Here is a 22,252-nt window from a genome sequence, read left to right as displayed (position 1 = left end):
CGGCGCACCCGGCAGGGGAAGGTTGTCGGGGCGAGGGTCTAGCCGCCGTGAATAGGTCGCGCGCCACCCGTTTCAGAAGGTGACGTTAAGCGACAGGCGGCCGCCATGGTCCGAGGCTTTGCCGGCGAACTGGCCGGTGTAGCTGGCATCCATGTGCACTGCCGGGGCAAGACGAACCACCAGGCCCGCATCGACCACGCCTGCGTTGCGCGCCAGAGGCGCCCCGGCCGTCGTGAATCCAGGGCCACCTTCGGCGAAGCGCAGGCGCGCCTCGGGTACGGTATCGCCCCATGCACGCTGCCAGGCCAGGGTGGCCTGCAGGCCAAACCGCGCATCGCCATCCAGCGCGGCACCCAGGTGTACGCCTGCCCGGCCAGTGGTCACATGCGCATCGTCGCCACTTACCACCACCGTACCGGTGCCACCGTGCTCAGTGGCTTTATCGCCGCTCCAGCGGACGGTGGAAGCCTGGAAGAACGGTTCGGCCCGCCACCGCCCCGCGGCACCAAAGCGGTAGCCGAGCTCCGCGAAACCCTGCGTGGTATCGGCATCACGGCTCGCGTAGCCGCGCATCGTTTCGGCACCGATCGTGATGTCACGGCGGGTATCGATGTCGTGGTGCGCTTGCACCAGCCCTCCCGAAAGGTGCAGTGCATCGAACCCCACGTCGCCATAAATGCCGAACTGGGTGCCCTTTACGTCGGCACTTCCACGCGACGAACGCTCGTGGATGTTCTGCGTGACGTGGCCAAGCACGGCGCCGATGCGGCCGCCCTCCCCTACGGCTAGGTCCGCGCCAAACAGCACGCCGCTGTCACTCGTATCGACCTTCGCGGCATTGGCATCACCATCGTAATCCGCATCGCGGCCGAGCACGCTGACCCACGTGGACACGCGGCCCTCATCGGCACGCTGCCCGCCGGGCAGGTCGGCATCGGCCAGGTGGCGGGTCACTGCATCGCGTACCTGGCGCTGGTTATCCACCACCGCGCCCTGCGCGCTGGCATGCAGCGTGCCGGAGAGCGACGTGAACGCCGTGCGTGCCGAGGCGGCATCCAGGGCCACCAGGCGGTCGTAGACTGCGGACCCCGCGCCCAGCACGCCTGCGGCAACGGCGACGGCACGCTGATTAGGGGTGACCGCCGCATCCTCCAGCGCCGCCGCGTTACGCCGAAGGATGAGGCTGATGTTGCCACTCTCGCTATACGCGATAAGCGTATTGAGGAAGGCAAAATTGCCGTTGATGGATGCAAAGGTGCCGGTCGTACCACCGGCGGCGGTCAACACATCGTATTTTGTATCAGCCACCCATTGGGCCCCCTGCGCGTCGATGACGAGCCGGGCCCCTTGCTCGATCGTGGCATGCCCACCGACGGCAAGGGAGCTGGCACTGTCCGTGCGCGCCATGATGGCCAGGGTGCTGTCGGCGCTGAACGTGACATCACCTGCGATGATGAGCCGGCCCGTTGCCTGGCCGTGCAACACATCGCCCGGCATGATGTAGCCATGGCTGAGGACATCGCCAAGGACCGTGCCGGTACCGGAGAGAACAGCCCGGCTGGCCACATACACATTGCCGCCGAGCAGGCCCGGCGCCACGCCGGAGACAGCGGCCGGCGATCCGACCTGCAGCGTGCCTTCCTCGATCACGGTGTTACCTGTGAACAAGCTCTGTCCTTCCATCCCGAAGCTACCAGAGCCCGTCTTGATGAACGTTCCATTGCCATCGGTATCACCCGTGGTGCGGCCGATACCCTCCTGGGCGATGATGATCGTGCCGTCGTTCGTGATGTCGCCACGAATCGATGCGGCATCGCCGACCAGCGTGCCTTCACTCACCACCGTGGGGCCGACATACGTATTGGCGGCGGCGAGCACCAGCGTACCGGGCCCCATCTTATGCAGGCCTCCCGTCCCCGTGATCGGGCGGGCGATCGTCAGGCTGTTGGTCGGGTCAGTAATGTCGATGCCACCGGCCAACGCTCGTGCGTCGAGACGGATATCTCGCGCGAGCGGCCCCCAGCCCCACGACTCGATCGCAAGAGTGCCGCCATCGAGCGTGATATCGCCCCTGGGAGCGCCCAGCGCATAGTCCGCCCAGGTTTCGAGGCGACCTCCCGAAATCGTCAAGCCGCCGGTCCATGTGTTGACACCGTTGAGCGCCAGCGTGCCGTAATCCGCTTTGACGAGCCGCGTGTTGCCGGTCAAGCCGGAAAGGATGCTGGCATACATGTAGCTGCTGGTCGTGCTGCCATCGCCAACGCGCACGACGGTCTGGCCATTGGCATCGGCGACCAGCGCCAGCTTGTCGCCGCTCACGATCCAGCCCGAGCTACCGAATTGGATACCTTTCGTGCTGACCTGGCCGGCGCCATCGTCGACCGTCACCAGGTTCGCATCGCCATCGAAGATAGCGAAACCTGGCTGAGGCAACATGGGCCCGGTCACCAGTGCATCGACGTCACTCCAGTTGGGCGCCGTCAATGACCACACGCCAGGGCCACCGCCGCCACGCAACCCGTGCTTTTGACCATCGGCATTCCAGAACTGCAGGGTCATGCCCTGGGCATTGAATAGATCGATCCGCCGGTTTATCACATCGCGCGCGAGCCACATCTGCGCGCCGGACGGCTGGGCCACCAGTGTCAGCTGGCCTGCGGATTCATCGAGCTGGCCGCCCCAGGAAAGGATCCTGTAAAGACCCGCGCCCATGTTGCCCGCGTTGGCTACGTTAAGCGCCACGCTACCTTCGAACCGCACGTCGCCATCCACCTGCACGGCATCCGCACTGCCCGGCGTCGCGAAGTTCGGCCCCGGCGTGCCCACATCCATCAGCAAACGGCCGCCGTTGCGCATGAGCAGTGAGCCGACATGCAAGGTACCGATACCGTCGCCCGGCGCAAGCGTGCCGTTGGTTTCCACGGTGACGGCACCGGCGATTCGCCCGGTGCCCCCGAGCGTGGCGGCGCCAGCCACGGACACCGGGCCATCCTGTACCGCGGATGCGTGGGCCGCATCGCCCACCAGTAGCGTGCCCCACGCCGCTCGAACACCGGCCGCGTTGCTACCGTGCCCGTTCAGTGCAAGCGTACCAGCACCGGCTTGCGTTACCAGCCCATTGCCACTCACATCGCCGGCGAACACCGCGCGATCGCTGCGATTGAAAAGCAGGCTGCTGTTATCCAGCCGGATGTCGCCCGCGAGCGATCCTGTCGTACCGCCGTTACCGATCCACAGGCGGGTGTTGAGCAGTTGGGTGGCCGGCGTGGTTACCTGGCCCATGGCGATGTAAGCGCGCGGATCGAAATCGCCCACGCCAATCAGCGACAGGTTCGATGCAGCATCAATCCGGCCAAGCCGGGTTGGCGAAGTGAATGAGGCGTAACGGACGTGATCGCCGTCGAGGTTCACCAGGCCGCCGACCTGGTTGACCTGCGAGCTCGTTGGCTGGGTCCATCCGCCCAGATCGATGTCATGTCCATTCGCATCGATCGAGAGGTCACCCCCCACGGTGAGCGTGACGATCTGATCCTGCCGCACGTCCCCGTTGGCCGAGAGCGAGATGGAGCCCGTGGCTGCATTCCTCGTGCCCAGGTAAATGGCGTCATCGGACACCACCGTGGCGTTACGTACATCCAGCCCATCGAGCCGTATCGGGGCGCGCGAGGCCAACTGGAGATCGCGCGCCTGTGCGGCGAAGGCCCCGGTGAATACGTTACCGGGGCCGGTGGCGTCGATATCATGCCCGGGGGCGTCGATGCGGGCGAAGCTGCCCACCAAGGTATCGCGAATCGTCGTGTCCACCGTGTTGGACATGGCGAAAGTCCCGGCGACGGCCAGGTGATCGACCAGGCCAATGCGGTTGGCATCGCTGTAGGGGCCGCCCGATATGTGCAACCCGCCATCGACCGTTCCGGTCATGGTGTTCACGATGAGAGGGCCGGTGACAAACCCCACGCTCGCGTTTGCGGGCGTATCAAGGACCAGGCGGTTCGCCGTCACCGGCGCTTCAAGTGTGACGGTAGGGGCCCTGAGGATCAGATCGCCGGATGTCGTGATGGATCCCGACGAGCTGGAGGAGATCGAGCGAGCGGATGAAAGCGTGATGTCGCCGTCTGCGATGAAAGGCGCTTCGAACCACATGACGTCGGTGGAATACAGGTTGGCCTTGCCGGCGACATGCACGCTCCCCCGCATCCACAGCGATGCACCGCTGTCGATATCGACGTGGCCACCCGCACCGGTGATGGTCGCCGCGGCCACCTGCCCCATGCCCGAGCCGCCGTACGTACCATCGGGGAGCAGATGGGAATCAATGGTCGTCACCAGTTGCAGGTCCTGGCCGGTTGCCAGATGCAAGGTGCCGCGCCTCGCCGGCGTCGAACCGCTCACGTCGATATGGCCGGACACCTCGAGGTAACGATCTCCCTGCAGCCACACATCGCCGCCGGCCGCCGCACCTGCACCGTGGACATCGATGGATGCGCCGGGAAGCATGGCAAACGTCTGTGCGGTCGTAAGGTGCAACGCGCCACCAGGCGACTGGTACGCGCCCGTGAAAACGATGCCGTTATCGTTACCGAGGGAAACATCCCCACCCGCTTCCCAGCGGCCATCGAGCCGTGAGACGGTGTTACCGCTGACCACATGCGTGGACGATTGGCCCATGGCCTGGATGAAACGTAGCGTCCCGCCCGCTCCGATGGAAAACGAACTCCAGTCCACGGCCAGATCGGGGCTTAACTGAGCGACGACCAGCAGGTTGGGGGCGCTGTCGTCGAAAGCCGCGTTGCCGGCCTGGATCGAGGGGTCCGCAGGCAAAACCGCCTGTGCGCTGGCGGGATTGCCAAGGGCGGCGGAAAGCGCCACCGCTAGTGCGGTAACGGCCATGGCGGAACGACGCGACCGCCGCAAATGCACGGGGCGGCGTGCTTTTGTCGCTTCCGATGCCACCTGCACGACGCGCAGCGCCGCGTTCCAGACAAGCTGGTACGTCCTGTTCATCCCGGCTGTTCCCCCGTACCGTCATCCGTGGCGGGGGAATCCTCGCCCTCCCTGACGGTCCGCGGAAGACCTTACCGAAAGCCGCAAGTTCTTGCTACAGGTCTTCGTTGTGCGGCGCCGCAGGTCAGAGGTGGCGGGGCGGGCATGTGCCCGCCCCTTGCTCTCAGATCAGGCTTTGGCCAACGCGCCAAAGCTCGGCGGGCGGTCTTCCGGCGCCTTGCCGTAGGCCTCGTTCGGCTCGGCGCCCATCGTGAACACCAGGGTGCCGCCGGCGGTGAGGTCCTTGTGGCTGATCCAGGTCTTCGTCCAGGGCTGGCCGTTCCAGGTCACGGACTGGATGTACGGCTTGCCGTCGCCGTTACCCTGGGTCTCGATCGTCAGCACCTTGCCGCCGCCGACATGGACCTGGGCGCGATCGAGGATGGGGCTGCCGAACACGTAGTTCGTGCTGATCGGGTCCACCGCGTACAGGCCCATGGCGCTCATGACGTACCAGGCGCTCATCTGGCCGCAATCCTCGTTACCCGGCAGGCCATCCGGCTCCGGCAGGTACATCGTATCCAGCATGAGGCGGACCTTGGCGGCCGTCTTGTGGTGCGAGCCGGTGTACGCATAGAGGTACGGCATGTGGTGGCACGGCTCGTTGCCGAATGCGCACTGGCCGACCATGCCGGCGATATCCGGCGGGGCGTTATCGGGCAGGGTCGGGTTGGCGTTGAACAGGGCATCCAGCTTCTTTTCGAAGCCCTGCACGCCGCCGAACAGGTCCATGTAGTTGTACACGTCGTGCTGGTTCAGGAACGTCGCCTGCCAGGCGTTCGATTCGGTGAAGTCGCGCCACTTCTTCGAGTGGCCAATGGAGATCGGATCGAACGGCTGCAGCCACTGACCGTCATCGCCCTTCGGGCGCATGAACTGCGTGTCCTTGTCGAACACGTTGCGGTAGTTCTGCGAGCGCGCACGCAGTGCCTTGGCCTCGTCGGCGTGGCCCAGGTGCTCGGCCATGCTGGCCATCGCCCAGTCGTCGTAGGCGTATTCGAGGGTCTTGCTGACTGCCTCGCCTTCCTTGTCGCTGGGGATATAGCCCTTGGCGCGGTAGTACGGCAGGCCGAAGTAATCATCCTGCATGGCGCGGCGGCGGAACACCGGCCAGCCCTTCTGGTAATCGATGCCGGTGAAGCCCTTGGCCTGCGCCTCGGCGACGACCACGGCCGAGTGATAGCCGATCATGCACACGGTCTCGATACCCTGCAGCGGCCACACCGGTGCGCCACTCGGGCTCTCGGCGGCCAGGCGGACGATACCGTCGACCAGGTCGGGCACGCGGTCCGGCTGGTACAGCGTGTACAGCGGGTGTGCAGCGCGATAGGTATCCCACAGCGAATACGTGCTGTAGTTGTGGCGATCGGCCGGCAGCGTGTGCACGGCTTTGTCCATGCCGCGGTAACGGCCATCGATATCGCTGAACACGGTGGGTGCCAGCATGGTGTGGTACAGCGAGCTGTAGAACGTGCGCTTGATCTTGTCCGACGTGCTGTCGATCTGGATCTTCGACAGCTCACCCGCCCACTCGGCCTCGGCCGAGGCGCGCACGCCATCGAAATCCCATGCCGGGATTTCGCCATCGAGGTTGCGCATGGCGCCGTCGATATCGACGCCGGAGATACCGACCTTCACCAGCAGCGGTTCGCTGCTGGCCTTGTCCAGGTGCACGGCGGCCTTCAGGTGGTTGCCCTTGGCTTCCGTGGTGCCGGCCGGCAGTGCCTTGTCTTCGTCGTACAGCGTGATCGACGACGCGGGGCGCGACAGCTTCATGGCGAAGTAGATGACGCGGCCCGATGCCCACTGCCATACGCGACGGCCGCCGACGATCGTGTCGTTGCCGACGACACGCACTTCGGCATCGGTCACCCGGCACGGCTCCTTCGGGTTGTCCTGATAACCGTGGGCAAGGTCGAGAAGCAGGTGCGCATCGCCTTCCTTGCCGAAGGTGTAACGGTGGATACCGGCGCGCAGCGTGGCGGTGAGTTCCGCCAGGATGTCGTGCTGGGTCAGCTTCACCCGGTAGTAGCCCGGGTGGGCCTGCTCACCGGTGTAGTGCGAGCGGTAGCCCTTCACGCCGGTCTTGTAGCCCTTGGGGGCCTTCTCGCCGCTGACCTTCTTCGCATCGAAGCGCGATACGTAGTTCACGCCGTCGTAATCGCGATCGCCCGGCTGCAGCAGCACGGGGCCCATGGTGGGCATCACCAGGAAATCGAGCATATCGGCGGCGCCGGTGCCCGAGAGGTGCGTGTGCGAGAAGCCCATGATCGAACCATCGCCCTGGTGGTAACCGGACGAACCGTCCCACTCGGCGTTGTACGTATCGGGGCTGAGCTGCACCATGCCGAACGGCCGCGTCGCACCCGGGTAGGTGTGGCCGTGGCCGCCGGTACCGACAAAAACGTCGACGTAGCGCAGGACGCCATCCGGGGCGGTGCCGCCGCCCGTGGTTGGCGCTTCAAGACCGTGCTTGACGCCCGCGGCCATCGCGGAGAGGGAGCCGAGCTGACCGACAGCCGTTGCGGCGGCCATGCCCTGCAGGAAACGTCGACGTGTGACCATGAATTACTCCGGCAAGCGGCGGGTTCAGACCCGGCGCAGTGAATCAGGATTCTTTTCGGCGAGGTGGATCACCAGCTCGCCGAACAAGGTGTTGGCCCAGGCAAACCACGAACGGGTGAAGTTCTTCGGATCGTCCTGGTCAAAGGCTTCGTGCATGAAGCCGGTGCCGCCATGGGTGGTCTTCAGCATGTGCAGGCACTGGCGCTGCTCGGCCACATCCGTGGTCGTGAACGCCTTCATCATGATCGACATGGGCCAGATGTAGCGCAGGCCTTCGTGCGGACCACCGATGCCTTCGCCCGCCGTGCCCTTGAAGAAGTACGGGTTCTTGTTGCTCCACACCAGCTCGCGGGTGCGTGCATAACGCTTGTCGTACGCCGTGGTCTCGAGGTACGGCAGGGCAAGCAGGCTGGGGACGTTCGCGTCATCCATGAACAGCTGGTTGCCGTAACCATCCACTTCATACGCCCAGTATTCGTCCTGGCCGTTGCGGATCACGCCGTACTGCTCCGTGGCGGCGGCCACTTCATCGGCCAGCGCGTTGCACTCGGCCACGAAGCCCTGGTCGCCGTAGAAGGTGCCGTGCATCTGCGCCAGGCGGCGCAGGGTCACCACCGCGAACAGGTTGCCCGGGATGTTGAACGGCAGCGTGGTGGCGTCATCGGACGGGCGGAACTCCTGCACGATCATGCCGATCGGCTTGGCCGGTGCGCCGAAGCCGTGCAGCATCTGGCTATCGGTAGGGTTCAACGCCGGGCGCTGGAAATGGTACGGGCCCAGGCCATCCTTGCGCTGCTGTTCCTTGAACGTCTTGACGATGAGCTGGGTCGCGGCGCGCCAGCTGTCGTCGAACGGTTCGCGGTCGCCCGTGGCCTGCCAGTAACCGTGCGCCAGGCGCACCGGGTAGCACAGCGAATCGATCTCCCACTTACGCTCGGCCACGCCGGGCTTCATGTCGGTCTGGTCCTGCTGCGACCAGTCCATGTTGCTCTTGGCTTTCGGGTCGGGCATGAACGCGTTGGCGTACGGATCGATGCTGATGCAACGTGCCTGGCGGCGGATCAGGCCGCGGAACAGCTTGCGCAGCGCTTCGTCCTTGGCCACCAGCGGCAGGTACGGCCACACCTGGGCGGAGGAATCGCGCAGCCACATGGCATCGATATCGCCAGTGACCACGAAGGTATCTTCGAAACCATCCAGACGGCCCACTTCGACCGTGGTATCCAGCGTGTTCGGGAAGCAGTTCTCGAACAGCCAGGCCAGCTCGGGATCAGCGATCTTCTTCTTGGTGGAGGCCAGCAGCTTCTCCACCGCCGGGCTGGTGAACTTGCGCTTGCCTACCGGCGGGCGCTTGCTCTCGAAACGCGGCGCAGCCAGGGCGGCGGTGCTGAGGCCACCGGCCACGGCGAGGCCAGGTGCCAGGGACAGCCACTTGATGAGGTTGCGGCGGCTCGGGTTCACGGGTGGGTCTCCTTCAGTGCATCGACCAGCGAGGTTACCGACACGGCCTTGTGCAGCGTCGCCGCATCGGCCTTACCGGTAACAAGGATGTCGCGGCTCTCACCCGGCAACAGGTCGAAAGCGTTGTCCGCAAGGCGTACGTCCAGGTCGCCGGTATCCACCCACACCGCACGCGCCAGGCGCTTCGCGGTCACGGTAATCACCAGGCCACCGGCCGTCTCATGGATGTTCGTGGTGAGCTCGGGCTTTGCCGGCAGTGCAATATCCTTCGCCGCGCCGAAGTACAGCAGGTGGCTGGCCACCGGCTTGCCCTGCTCCATCAGGTCGAACGCCACCACGGTCTTCTTCGGGTCGGCGCCCTTCAGCAGGGTGGCGTCATCCGCCTTCAACACGGAAGTGCTCGAGAGTGCCGCGGCCTTCACCGGCTGGCTGCTGTCGCGCAGCAGCTTGCCGTCCATCGCGTACACGCGGGTGCGCAGGGTGGCGTCGAAATCCTTCACCCGATCGGAGACGGCGAACACTTCCGTCTGCCCGTTTCGGCGAAGCGGCACCACGTCCACCGGCGCATAGAAGCGCTTCGCATGGAACTGCAGGGCCTTCCAGCGGTTGAAGTAATCCACGCTGGCCCACGAGGCGCCGGGCCACACGTCGTTGAGCTGCCAATACAACGTGCCCATGTTGCGCGGGCGCGCGCTGCGCAGGTGCTCGGCCGCCAGTTCGATGCCCTCGGCCTGCATGACCTGGCTGAGGTACACGAACGACGGGAAATCCTTCGGCTCGCCGTAGCCCGCACGGATATACAGCAGCAGGCGCTGGTTACCGTCGCCATTGGCGAACTTCTGGTGGGCGCGCATCACCTTCGATTCCGGCTGCATATCACCGGGTTCGGCAAAGGCCTTGATCGTGGCCATGACCGGGAACGACTGCAGGCCGTACTCGCTCTGGAAGCGCGGGGTCATGTCCAGGTAGTGGTCGATCGGCTCGGAGCCGGACCACACCTTCCAGTAATGGAAATCGCCATCGTTCTCGACGTTGGCCGGGCCCTCGTAATCCGTGCTGGGCGAGCTGGCCCAGTACGGCACGTTGGGCGAAAGGTCCTTCACGACGCCACGCAGCGTCTTGCCGAACAGCTCGCGCATGCCGTCGTCGATCTTCTTCACTTCATCGGCGTTGACGAACTTGCGGAAGTCCTGGCGATCCGGCCAGTCATCCCAGCCGGTCTGCACTTCGTTGTTACCCGCCCACAGCACGATCGAGGGGTGGTCGCGCAGGCGGGTGACCTGCTCGATCGCCTCGATGCGCGCGGTCTCGTTGAAGGCCTTGTCGTACGGTGTAATGGCACCGCCGTACATGAAGTCCTGCCACACCATGATGCCCATGCGATCGGCCAGGGCGTAGAAGGCATCGGGCTGGTAGGTGCCGCCGCCCCACATGCGCAACATGTTCATGTTGGCGTCGCGGGCGGAGGTGAGGATGGCTTCCATCTTCGCGGTGGTGACGCGGGTGGGGAAGCTATCGAACGGAATGAGGTTGGCACCCTTGGCGAAAATGGGCACGCCGTTCACGACAAAGGCAAAGCCCCTGCCCCACTGATCCTTCTCCCGGCGCAGCTCGACGCTGCGCAGGCCGGTGTCCTTGTCGGCGCTGGCGACGGCTGCGCCATTGGCCACGACATCGGCATGGAAATGATAGAGGTTGGCGTCGCCGTAGCCCACGGGCCACCAGCGTTGCGGGTGCGCGATATCCACCGGCACGGCGAGATGGTTCTCGCCCTTCGCCAGCGTGACGTTGCGTTCTTCATGGCCCTTGGTGCCATCGGGCGCGGTCCAGTCGACCTTCAGCGTGGCGGCACCGGCCTTGTCGGCGCGCAGGTCGAACGCGGCCTGCAGCTTCGCTGCATCGGCATCGACGTGATCCTGGGCCACATGGAAATCGTTGAGGCGCAGGTCGTCCCACGCCTGCAGGCGCACCGGCTGCCAGATGCCGGCGGTGAGGTAGCGCGGGCCCCAGTCCCAGCCGTACTGGTAGTTGGACTTGCGCACGTAGTTGGAGGTCTGCTTGCCCTTCGGCTCATCGCCAAAGGCCGAATCGAACTCGCCGGGCAACGAGTATGGCTGCTTCATCAGCCACGGCAGCAGCTTGCCCACGGGCGAGGCGAACCGGACATCCAGGGTGTTCTTGCCCTGCTTCAGGGCGGCCTTCGCGGGCAGGCGCCACTGGCGGAACATGTTGTCCGCGCTCAGCACCTTCTTCCCGTTGAGGGTGACGTCCGCGAACGTATCGAGGCCGTCGAACACCAGGTCGACGTGGCCGCGCGCCAGCATGGCCGCATCCACGTCGAAATCCAGGTGGTAATCCCAGTCAGCCAGCCCGATCCACTGCAGGCTGGCTTCGTTATCGCGCCAGAACGGATCCTGCACCCGCCCCAGGGCGAGCAGATCGGTCTGGACGGCACCCGGCACGGTGGCCGGCTGCCAATCTTTCACTTCGGGGTGCGCATCGCTGGCCGCCGCCCCGGGGGCGAGGCGGAACCGCCAGCCGGCGGAGAGGTCTTTCTCCGTAGGCGTTGCGGCACTGGCCGCTCCCGCGGCGAGCAGGAGGGCCAGGGCCAGCGACGCGCGGGCCGTCACAGCTTGAAGCCCAGGGTCACGGTGAAGGTACGACCGTTCTTGTAGGCGTTGAGCGGCTCAGCCGGGGTGTTGTTGTACACGAAGTAGGTCTCGTTCAGCAGGTTGGTGGCATCCAGCGAGACACGCATGTGGTCATTGATCTGGTAACCCAGCGATGCGTCCAGTTCACGGAAGATGCCGGTGATCTGCTGCGACTGCAACTGGGCGATCGAGGTGAAGTACGACGAACGCCAGCTGTAGGTCACGCGGGCGCTGTACGGGCCCTGCTCATAGAACGGCGAAATGGTGAACGCATTCTTGGAGTTGTACGGCAGCGGGAAATCGTTGCTGGTCGTCGCATCCGAGTAGGTGTAGTTCGCCAGCATGCCGAAGCCGTACTTGAAGTTCTGCTGGTAGCTGATCGAGGCACCCTTCACCTTGGCCACGCCGGCGTTGATCGGCACCTGCATCTGGTACACGTCGTCACGCAGGTTGGTCAGGTTGTAGTGGGTCTCTTCCACGTTGGTGTTGAGGATGTAACCCGAGATGCGGCGGAAGAAGAGCTCCGCGGCCAGCACGCTGTTCTCCGAGAAGTACCACTCGGCCGAGGCATCGTAGTTGGTCGACTTGTACGGGCCCAGGTCGGTGTTGCCACGCGAACCGGTGAGCGTGCGGTCATCCAGCGCCACGTACGGGGTCATCTGCTGGTAGCGCGGGCGGGCCATGGTCTGCGCGGCGGCAAAGCGCAGCGTCAGGGCATCGGTGGCGTCATAGGCGATGTTGAACGACGGCAGCCAGTCATGGTACGTGCTGCGCTTGTTCACCGGGGCGTACTGGTTATCGCCAACGAACTGGTAGCCGTTCACCGTATCGCGGGTGCGGTAGTAGCGAACGCCCAGGTTGCCGCGGTAGTCGTCACCGGAGAAATCGCCCTGGATGTAGAACGCGCGGTTCTGCTCGGCGACGCTGTAGGTGGCCTTCGGATCGAGCGAGACGTGGCCATCTTTGATGCTCTGGATGTACGCCTTCATCAGGCCCGGATCGATCGTGGTCCAGTCGCCCATGTTGCCGGCGGCGTTCAGGCCATTGAGGAAGCCACCCGGCGTACCGCCGTTGGCGAAGTCAGCCAGCGAGAGGCCATTGCCATCCTGGCTGGGCAGCTGTGCCGAGTAGGCGTCCTGGCCATCCAGGTGGTTGGTGGCCTTGATGCCCACTTCGATCTGGTTCAGCGGGCCCCACTGCACGTCGTGCGAGAAGTCCGCCTGGAAGTAGCGCTCGCGGTCATAGCTCGGGGCGTAGCTGTAGCCAGCACCGTGGGCGAGCATCGCCGACGGGTTGTCACCGGCGTTGTAGTTGATCTGCGGGTGCTGGCCATCAAGGTTGTAGTTGAAGCCGCCGAAGCCCTGGAACTGCATGTTGTAGATGCCGTCCGAACCACCGGTGGAACCGGTGTAGCCGATCTGCGACGACGCGGTCCAGCCATCACCGAACCAATCGGCGCGCAGCTGGGCGACGCCCGTGTTCACGGTCGAATCGCGCTCGTAGCCGTCGAGGTAGGTGCTGGTGTTGGCGTTGTAGCTACCGCTGGTGGCGACGCCGTTCTGGAAGTTCAGCGCGGTGGCGTTGGCGGCGGAACCCGACCATTCGCCGTAGTGGCTCTGGTTGAAGTTGTTGAACTTCTCGGTGACGTACAGGCCGGTGAAATTCAGCTCGAACGCTTCGTTCGGCTTCCACTGCAGGCCGGTGGACACGCCATCACGCGTACGGCGCTGCTGGAACCACGCGGTGTTCACGGCGGTCGGGTACACACCCTTCGCGTCCGTCGGGACGACGGCCGGGTTGAACTGGTGATCCGGGTTGGTATCGGTCGGATCGTTGACGCGCTGGTAGCCGAAGATTTCGGTGCCCTGGCGATCGATGATGCGATCGGAGTGCATGAGCGAGCCGATCACGCCGAAGGTGCTGTCCTTGTTCTTCCAGCTGTAGAGCACGGAAGCGTTCGGCTTGCCCTTGTCGGCGCTGTCGTTGTAGCCGTAGCTGACGCTACCGGTGAGCGTGTTGGCCGGCAGGTCGAGCGGGCGGCGGGTGTTCACGATCACGGTGCCGCCGATCGAACCTTCATCGATGTTCGCCTGCGGGGTCTTGTAGACCTGGGCGTTACCGATGATTTCCGAAGCGAGCAGGCTGTAGTTGAACGAGCGGCTATCCGGGTTGTTCGGATCGGAGGTCCAGTTGGTCGAGGCGACGGTCTGGCCGTTGAGCATCAGGCGGTTCAGTGCCGGGTCGGTACCCAGGATGCTGACCTTGTCGCCTTCGCCGAAGTTACGGTCCACCGACAGGCCCGGCAGGTGCGAGAGCGATTCGGCGACGTTGGTGTCCGGGAACTTGCCCACGTCTTCGGCCGAGATGGCATCGACGATGGAATCGGAGTTGCGCTTGAGGTCGAGCGACTTCTGCAAGGAAGCGCGGATACCGGTAACGGTCACGCCCTGCAGGTTGGCGGCGTCCTGGGCGTTGGCTTCGGTCTGGGCGGCATCGGCCTTCTTGGCGGGCGCCGGCGGGGTCGCCGCGTCCTGCGCCATGACGGTACCCGAGGCGAACAGCCCGGCCAGGATGGCCATGGAAAGTGCGCTGAAACGGTGGTTCATATCGTTTTCCTGGGGAGGGGGTTTTCGCAGGACGAACGCCACCGCACGGGCTTGCGCCCGCGTTCGTGATCGTTCGGCCTTCGGTGTTTTTTTGTTGCCCTGCGCCTCGACGCGGCGGCGGTAGTGGTTAACCGCGAGGGGACCGTGTCGTGGTGGCTGTTGCAGCGGTATTACTGCGTCGATTTTTAGGGGGCAGTGACAACGATGTCAACGCTTTTTTTAACTCGATCTAAAGGCAACCATTTCGCCTTACATTGTTGTTTTTTCGATATTTTTCTGAAAAACCAGTTTCGTGCAGTGCGGAAAATTCTCAACCCAATTTGGATCGATCCACTACCCTGCAAGGCGAGCCGCGCTTGCGGCTAACTCACGCTGCCACCGGCAATTTTTTCCTTGCGCCCGCCAGCGACCCGTTCGCGCCGCCACCCGCGCCACGCTTTGCTGCACCGCAACGTAAAAACCCACAAACAACCCCTGTAGGAGCGCGCTTGCGCGCGATGCCCCCAGCGCCCAGGCCACCACACCAGGCGGCTCATTCACCGGCACCGCGCGCAAGGTCTTGCGAAGTCCAACGCGCAGGTAAACGCGAACGATAAGAACCCGTTGCAGACAGCGCGCAGTCACCCGATCCGCGTGAAGCTGAATCCACACACCCAAGGAAAGGCATCCCCGATGTCACGAACGTTCCGCGACGTTTCCCTGAAGACCCTTCTCTCGGCCGCCGTCGTGACGGCCCTTGCCGCGTGCAACCGCGAGCCCCCTGCCCAGGCGGCCGATACGCCCGTGGCCGCGGCAAGCGCGCCGGCGCCCGATGTCCAGGCCGCGCCCTATCAGCGCCCGACCGCCGAACAGCTCTATGCGCTCGTTGCCCCCATCGCCCTGTTCCCCGATAACCTCGTCGCGCAGACGCTCGCCGCATCGACGCATCCCGACCAGGTCGATGATGCCCGCCAGTTCGTCCAGGGCCACCGCGATCTCACCGGTGCCGCGCTGATTGATGCGGCAGATAGCCAACCGTGGGATCCCAGCGTGAAATCGCTGGTCGCCTTCCCCGCCGTGCTCGACCAGATGGCGAACAACGGCGAATGGACCGATGCGCTCGGCCAGGCCTATGCGAACGAGCCCTCCGATGTGATGAACGCGATCCAGGTGATGCGTTCGCGCGCGCAGGCCAAGGGCAACCTGAAGAGCACCTCGCAACAGAAAGTGCAGGTCGTGGATCGCGGCGAGCCCGTGTCGCAGACGGTGGTGGAGCAGGACGAAATCGTCGGCCCGCCCGCACAAACCATCGAGATCGAACCGGCGGATCCGGGTGTCGTGTATGTCCCCGAGTACGATCCTGATGTCGTGTACGGTGAGCCGGTGTATTCCACCGTGTACGAAACCCGCTACGTCGAACCCTCTTACGGCTATCGGGATGCCGCTATCGCAGGCGTGGTCGCGTTCGGCGCCGGTATCGTCGTCGGCGAACTGTTCGCCCACCATGACCACCACGACCGCCCCTGGGGCTGGGATAGCTGGCACACCTCGTGGGGTGGACACCGCGATGGCGGCCGCCCGGCCGTGGTGTACGACAACCACCCGTATGTCGTGAACCGCACGGTGGTGAACAACCGCTTCGTCGATCGCTCGGTGCACATCGATAACCGTCACAACTTCAACAACACCTTCAACCGACCCGGTGAACCACCGCGTGGACCGCAAGGCCCGGGCGCCCCGCCGCCGCGCCCCGCGCAACCTGATTACGCGCATATGCAGCGGCCGAACTTCACCCCGGGCGCGATGCATGCCACCGCGCCCAATGCGCGGCCAGCGATTTCTGCGCCGCGCCCGGGCGAGCATGGCTTTGACGGCCGGGGCGGTTCGCCCATCGGACGGGAGGCCGCGGCAACGCAAGCGGCGGCGCCTGGCCAGCCGCCCCACCCGACGGCGCACATGCCTCAGGCGCCTCGCGAGATTCCGTCACAACCCAGGCAGCAGCCGGTTCATGCTCAACCGCAGGTACAGGCCCAGCCGCAGGTTGCCCATGCACCGCCAATGCCTCGCAACAACGAACCGTCGCCACAACGTAACGAGCCGCAGCGCTTCGATCCTCAGCGCGCCGAACGACCGCGCGACATGCCGCGCCCGGAGCAAACCGAGCAACATTTCCAGGCACCGCGCCCGGCACCGCAACCCGAGCAGCACTTCCAGGCGCCGCGCCCGGCACCACAACCCGAGCAGCACTTCCAGGCCCCCCGCGAGATGCCGCGCCCTGAACCGAGGCAGCCGCAGCAGCAGCCACGCCCGCAGCCCCAGCCGCAGGAGCACCACGAGCAAGCGCGGCCGGCGCCCCAGCAACAACACCACGACGACCACAAGAAGCATGACTAGCTGGCGCCCTTGCACCGCAGCACGCCTTGAAATGATAATTATTCTTATCTAAGGGGCGCTAAGGCGGGCAAGGTGGGGGGTGAAGCCGGGTATCAGGAGGATGTAACAGCGGTGCAGGGCCCTGCACCACTGTTGCGGGTCCTGCAGAACCATTACGAACCCCTGCGCCGCTTCGTGGAGCGGCGCATGCGTTCGCCGGAAACCGCCGCCGACATCGTCCAGGAAACCTACGTCAAGGTGGCCATGCTCGATGAGGCCACGGTGGTGCGAAATCCGCTGGCCTTCCTTTACCGCATCGCCGGGAACCTCTCCCTCGACTGGCTGCGTGAGCGCGAAGTGCGCGAGCGCCATTTCGAAAGCGGCGAGCTGCCCGAGGTGGCCGATGGCGCGCCGGATAGCGAGGCCCATATCGCGGGGCATCAGCGCCTGCAGATTCTTGCCGATGCCGTCGCCGAGTTACCGCCCCGCTGCAGCGAAGTCTTCCGCCTGCGCAAGCTGGAGCACATGGAGCCGCAGCAGATTGCCGACCAGTTGGGCATCAGCCGCAACATGGTGGAGAAGCACCTGCGCAAGGCGCTAACCCATTGCCAGGCACGACTCGACGAGGCAGGGGCATAATGCGCGCTCGTCGCCACCGGCTCGCCGAACCCGCCATGCCGCAGCAACCCACCTACAACGCGAATGCCCGCCAGCAGGCCGCAGGATGGGTCGTCCGGCTCGATGCCGGCAGCCTGAGCGATGCCGAGCGCTTGGCATTGCAGGCATGGCTGGACGAAAACCCGGCGCATGCCGAGGCCTTGGAGCGGGCGCAGGCGACGTGGCGCGAACTCGATATGGTGGGTGCCCCGCGTGCCGCAGCAGGGCCGCGCCCGCGCGCCGCGCACGCGGGCCCACGCGGGCAACAGCAAAAGCGCCGCTACCGCCCTGCCCTCGCCGCGGCATGCGTTGCTGCGCTACTTATCGCCCTGGGCGTTTGGCAGTACCCACGCGCGGATATCGCACTGCGCGCCGATGCGCGCACCGCCACCGGCGAAACGCAGAGCCTGGCGCTCGCGGGTGGGAGCGCGGCCCAGCTCGATACGGGCAGCGCCCTCCGCATTGGTGACGATGCGGCATGGCGTGATGTGCAGGTGCTCACAGGCACGGTCTCGTTCAACGTGGGCCACAACGACCCACGCCCCTTCCGGGTGCATGCCGGCCAGGTGGTCGTCACGGATATCGGCACCACGTTCCAGTTGAAGCGTGACGGCAATACCACGCAGGTGGTCGTGGCCAGCGGCCTGGTAGAGCTCGCGGCGCCAGGTGGCAAAGCGCTCGTGCATGCGGGCGAAAGCGCCACGCTGGTCGACGACGACCGCATCCCGACCGTCGCCGCGGTGGACGCGGATGCCGCCATGGCTTGGACCCGCGGCCGCCTCGTCTTCGTCGACCGCCCGCTCAGCGACGTGGTAGCCGAACTCAACCGCTATTACAGCGGACGCATTGTGCTCCTGGGCGACGGGGCCGCGTCGCGGCGGGTAAGCGGTGTGTTCCGGACCAACGACCCGCTTGCGGCACTCCGTGTCATCGAGGCCAACCTTGGCTTGCGCGCCACCCATCTCGGGCTTGGCCTCGTCATCCTCCGCGGCCGAGCGCAAAAATAATTCCGCCGACGACATCCTCATGCGCCGTCCTCATCCGTCTTAAATGAGATTGATGCTCATTTCTCCTTGATGGATGGTCCGATGCCCGCTGCTGTTCCACGTCCGCTCGCCTCTTCTACCCCGCGCCTGCGTGTGCGCTACCGGTGCCTGGCGCTAGGCCTTGCCTGGGCCGGCGCTGGCGTCGCCGCCCCGCAGGCGGCGCTCGAAGCGGCCCGAGACTTCCACATCGACGCCGGCCCGTTGGCTCAGGCACTGAACCGCTTTGCCGAACAGAGCGATACCGTGCTGGTGTATGACGCCTCGCTTACCACCGGCCTGGAAGCGCCCGCCGTGGATGGCCACCTGGCGACCGCCGATGCGCTCAAGCGCTTGCTGGCCCACTCCGGTATCGATTACCGCCTGGGCGATGACGGTTCGGTGCGTTTGCAACGCGTTGGCGCGCCGACGCCGATGAAGACCACACCGAAGGCCGCCGGCGCACCCGCGACCGCCTCGCAAGCCGCGCGCCGTCGCGCAGGCAACAAGGTCGAAGACCTCGAAGGCGTCAACGTGCATGGCGTCACCGAGGGTTACGCCGCGAACGAGGTGTCGTTCGGGAAGCTGGCACTCTCGCCGCGCGAGATGCCGAGCTCCATCTCCGTCGTGACCCGCCAGCGCATGGATGACCAGAACATGGTCAGCGTGTACGACGTGCTCAACCGCACCACCGGCATCACCGCCGTGCTTTACGGTGTCGGCACGTCGTATTTCCAGTCGCGCGGCTACCAGCCCGATGTGCAGTTCGACGGCATTGCCGCGAACAACGGCCTGCAGTACCAGTCGCAGTTCGACCTGGCCATGTACGACCGCCTGGAGATCTTTCGCGGCCCCGCGGGCATCCTGCAAGGCCAGGGCAGCCCGGGCGGCACGGTGAACCTGGTGCGCAAGCGCCCGCTTGAAGAAGCCGGCTGGGGTGGCAGTGTGTCGGCGGGCTCGTGGAATACCTACCAGGCCACGCTGGATGGCAGCTCGCCGCTCAACAGCGATGGCACCATCCGCGGCCGCGCAGTGATCTCCACGCAGGACCACGATTACTTTTACGACAAGGCCAACTCACGCCACCAGTTTTTCTACGGTGTGGTGGAGTTCGACCTGTCGCCTTCGACGATGCTGACCTTGTCAGCCGCGTACCAGCACGAACGCAACAACCCGCTCGATTGGGGCCAGTCGGTGTATGCGATCCCGCCCCACGGCCAGGCGCTGGATGCACCGCGCTCGCAGTTCTATGGCACCGACTGGAGCTACGACAAGCCCACGCTAAACGATTACTACGCCGAGCTCGACCACGACTTCGGCAACGACTGGCACGGCAAGATCAACATCGACCGCCGCTCGACCACCGATGCGTCGAAGTACGGTTACATCGATGGCCTGGTGCAGCCAGATAACCACGCTGATTACTGGCTGCAACGCCAGTACACGGACGGTAGCTGGACCGGCGCCGATATGAATATCTCGGGTCCGTTCGAGCTCTGGGGGCGGCCGCAGCAGCTAATCGTCGGTTTCAACTACGCACGACAGACGGCGGACAGCTGGAGCGGTGGTTTCGATGTCGACGGCGGCGTGGACGTCATGGATCTGACCGGGATCCCGCGACCGGAGATTCCTTTCACCAGCCGCAGCCTGACCGAGACCACGCAGTACGGGTTGTACGCCGCGCTGCGCCTTAAGCCGGCAGACGACTGGAGCGTACTGCTGGGCAGCCAGTTCACCAACTACCGCAGCAAGACGAAGGCCGGTTCGCCCACGCCGCTGGGCGAGTGGGTCGACGCGCCGGATGTCGATCACAAGGCCTCGCCCTACGTGGGCGTTGTCTACGACATCAACAGCTGGCTCTCGGCCTACGCGAGCTACACCACCGTGTTCGTGCCGCAGAACAACCTGACCTTCTCCGGCACGGCCCTGAAGCCGCGCACGGGCAAGCAGTACGAGACCGGACTGAAGGGCGAGTTCCTGGATGGCAGGCTCACCGCCTCGTTCGCGGCGTTCCGCCTGCGCGACCAGAACCGCGCGTACGACGACCCGGAGCACCCGAACTACTACATCGCCGCCGGCAAGGCGCAGAGCCAGGGTTGGGAAACCGAAGTGAGCGGCCGGCTCGCGGCGGGCTGGGACCTGCAGGCGGGCTACACCTACTTGCTCACCCGCTACCTGAAAGACGCCACCAACGCGGGCCAGGTGTTCGATTCGGAAGAACCGAAGAAGACCTTCAAACTGTGGAGTGTCTACCGCTTTGAAGGGGATACGCCGCACGGGTTCCGCGTGGGTGGCGGTACGCGCATCCTGAGCAGCACGACGCGCGGCACGATCACCCAGAGCGGCTACGCGGTGTTCGACGGGCAGGTGGGTTACCAGTTCGATCGCGACTGGCTGCTGACCCTGACCGTGAACAACATCTTTGATCGCAAGTACTTCGCCCGTGTGCCGGCATCGTACTTCGGCATCTACGGTGATCCGCGCAACACGATGCTCACGATCCGCAAATCGTTGTGAGCGCAACGCGTCCGGGACTATCCGCTACCGCGCTGCGGCGGTGGCGCGCGGTGCATACGTGGTCAAGCCTCGTGTGCACCGTGTTCCTGCTCGTGCTTTGCCTGACCGGGCTACCGCTGATCTTCCAGGACGAGATCAGCGATGCGCTGGGCACGCCGCACTCCGCCGAGGCCGCGCCGGGGGCGCCGCTGCTCTCGCTGGATCACCTACTGGCTTCGGCACAGGCCCGCTATCCGGGTGATGCCACGAACTTCATCAGCCTGCCCGATGACGACGAGGGCATGGCGACGATCGGGCTGATCGACAAGGCCAGCGCTTATCACTGGGTAAAGTACGACCGGCACACAGGTGCCTTGCTCGATGACCAGCGCCAGGCGGGCACGCAGCGCATCTCTTTCATGGATGTGATGCTCGCGGTGCACGGGAGCCTCACGCTCGGCCTGCCCGGCACCTTGCTACTCGGCCTCATGGGATTGCTGTTCGTCGCCGCACTCGTATCCGGCGTGGTGCTCTATCCACCGTTCACACCGCGCGGCGGGGCTGGCACGTTGCGCCTGCGTGGCAATACGCGGCTACGCTGGCTGGATCTGCACAACGTACTTGGCATGGTGCTGCTGGCATGGTTCGGCGTGGTTGGCCTGACCGGTGTGATGAACACCCTTGAGAAACCCTTGTTCGGTTTGTGGCAAGCCACGGATGTCGCACGCATGCTCGCCGGGCAGCCGGGTACGCCTGGCCCCTCTCGCACGCCTGACACGACAACCAGGATCGCCGTCCAGTTCGCCATGGACGAGGCCTTGCGTCGCCACCCCCACGAGACCGTCGCCAGTATCCTTTTCCCCAGCGAGGCGCGGCACCAGCCTCATCACTACCTGGTATGGCTGCATGGCGATACGCCGCTTCGTCGCGAACTGCTGACGCCTGTCCTCATCCATGCCAGCACCGGCGAGGTCATCGACGGTGAGCAGTTGCCCTGGTACCTCTCCATGCTCGAGGTCTCGCGACCGCTGCATTTCGGCGATTACGGCGGCCTGCCGCTCAAGCTTCTGTGGCTGTTGTTCGATATCGGCGCGATCGTTGTGCTGGTGAGTGGCATCTACCTTTGGATCAGCCGACGCCGTCGTCGCGTCGCCCCGATGACGGAAGTGATCACATGAGCCGGCCTAGCCAACGGCCTCGCGGCCTGATCGCGCTCCCCGTGGCGATGGCAGCCTGCGTGCTCGCCGGCCTGTTCATCGCGCTGTTAGCCAGCCCGGCTTGGCAGCCCGCTGCATGGCTGCTGCTGGCGGTTCCAATCGCGATATTCGTGGTGCTGTTGCGCCGCGCTTTGTAGGAGCGCGCTCGCGCGCGATCGACGCTGCCGCGAGCACCCATCGCG

General features: G+C 65.1%; 11 protein-coding genes. 6 read left to right on the top strand and 5 right to left on the bottom strand.

Annotated elements, in window-relative coordinates; all coding sequences use genetic code 11:
* Positions 1-72 precede the first annotated feature (72 nt).
* The 5 genes from L2Y97_RS04830 to L2Y97_RS04810 form a co-directional block, all read right to left on the bottom strand.
* Positions 73-5,004 (bottom strand): autotransporter domain-containing protein, encoded by a 4,932-nt coding sequence (locus tag L2Y97_RS04830; protein WP_247433712.1) that lies wholly within the window; start codon positions 5,002-5,004, stop codon positions 73-75.
* A 168-nt stretch (positions 5,005-5,172) separates the two neighbouring features.
* On the bottom strand, positions 5,173-7,608 hold the full coding sequence (locus tag L2Y97_RS04825; protein ID WP_247433709.1) for a GH92 family glycosyl hydrolase: 2,436 nt from the start codon (positions 7,606-7,608) through the stop codon (positions 5,173-5,175).
* A 24-nt stretch (positions 7,609-7,632) separates the two neighbouring features.
* Positions 7,633-9,069: a glycoside hydrolase family 125 protein gene (locus tag L2Y97_RS04820; RefSeq protein ID WP_425492820.1), complete on the bottom strand. Its 1,437-nt coding sequence runs from the start codon at positions 9,067-9,069 to the stop codon at positions 7,633-7,635.
* The gene (locus L2Y97_RS04815; protein ID WP_247433706.1) at positions 9,066-11,699 is read right to left on the bottom strand and encodes a beta-mannosidase; all 2,634 of its coding nucleotides are present in this window, start codon (positions 11,697-11,699) and stop codon (positions 9,066-9,068) included. The genes L2Y97_RS04820 and L2Y97_RS04815 overlap by 4 nt, the downstream gene beginning before the upstream one ends.
* Positions 11,696-14,299: a TonB-dependent receptor gene (locus tag L2Y97_RS04810; protein WP_425492847.1), complete on the bottom strand. Its 2,604-nt coding sequence runs from the start codon at positions 14,297-14,299 to the stop codon at positions 11,696-11,698. The genes L2Y97_RS04815 and L2Y97_RS04810 overlap by 4 nt, the downstream gene beginning before the upstream one ends.
* A 699-nt stretch (positions 14,300-14,998) precedes the next feature.
* Here L2Y97_RS04810 and L2Y97_RS04805 point away from each other — a divergent pair.
* The 6 genes from L2Y97_RS04805 (at position 14,999) to L2Y97_RS04780 (ending at position 22,207) form a co-directional block, all read left to right on the top strand.
* A complete protein-coding gene (locus tag L2Y97_RS04805) occupies positions 14,999-16,699 on the top strand; it encodes a DUF3300 domain-containing protein (protein WP_247433700.1) in 1,701 nt (566 codons plus the stop codon).
* Positions 16,700-16,810: 111 nt separating this feature from the next.
* Positions 16,811-17,317 (top strand): RNA polymerase sigma factor, encoded by a 507-nt coding sequence (locus tag L2Y97_RS04800; protein WP_247433697.1) that lies wholly within the window; start codon positions 16,811-16,813, stop codon positions 17,315-17,317.
* Positions 17,317-18,342, top strand: a complete 1,026-nt coding sequence (locus L2Y97_RS04795) for a FecR family protein (protein ID WP_247433694.1) — start codon at positions 17,317-17,319, stop codon at positions 18,340-18,342. Before L2Y97_RS04800 ends, L2Y97_RS04795 begins: the two co-directional genes overlap by 1 nt.
* An 81-nt stretch (positions 18,343-18,423) precedes the next feature.
* Positions 18,424-20,874: a TonB-dependent siderophore receptor gene (locus L2Y97_RS04790; protein ID WP_247433691.1), complete on the top strand. Its 2,451-nt coding sequence runs from the start codon at positions 18,424-18,426 to the stop codon at positions 20,872-20,874.
* Between the two features lie 71 nt (positions 20,875-20,945).
* Positions 20,946-22,031, top strand: coding sequence for a PepSY-associated TM helix domain-containing protein (locus L2Y97_RS04785; protein ID WP_247433688.1), 1,086 nt, complete (start codon positions 20,946-20,948; stop codon positions 22,029-22,031).
* A complete protein-coding gene (locus L2Y97_RS04780; protein ID WP_247433686.1) occupies positions 22,028-22,207 on the top strand; it encodes a hypothetical protein in 180 nt (59 codons plus the stop codon). Before L2Y97_RS04785 ends, L2Y97_RS04780 begins: the two co-directional genes overlap by 4 nt.
* The last annotated feature ends 45 nt before the right edge of the window (positions 22,208-22,252 follow it).

The sequence above is a fragment of the Luteibacter aegosomatissinici genome, assembly GCF_023078495.1.
Lineage (GTDB): Bacteria > Pseudomonadota > Gammaproteobacteria > Xanthomonadales > Rhodanobacteraceae > Luteibacter > Luteibacter aegosomatissinici.
The sequence above is the reverse complement of the archived record's forward strand: the minus strand, read 5'-3'. Positions and strand labels throughout refer to the sequence as shown.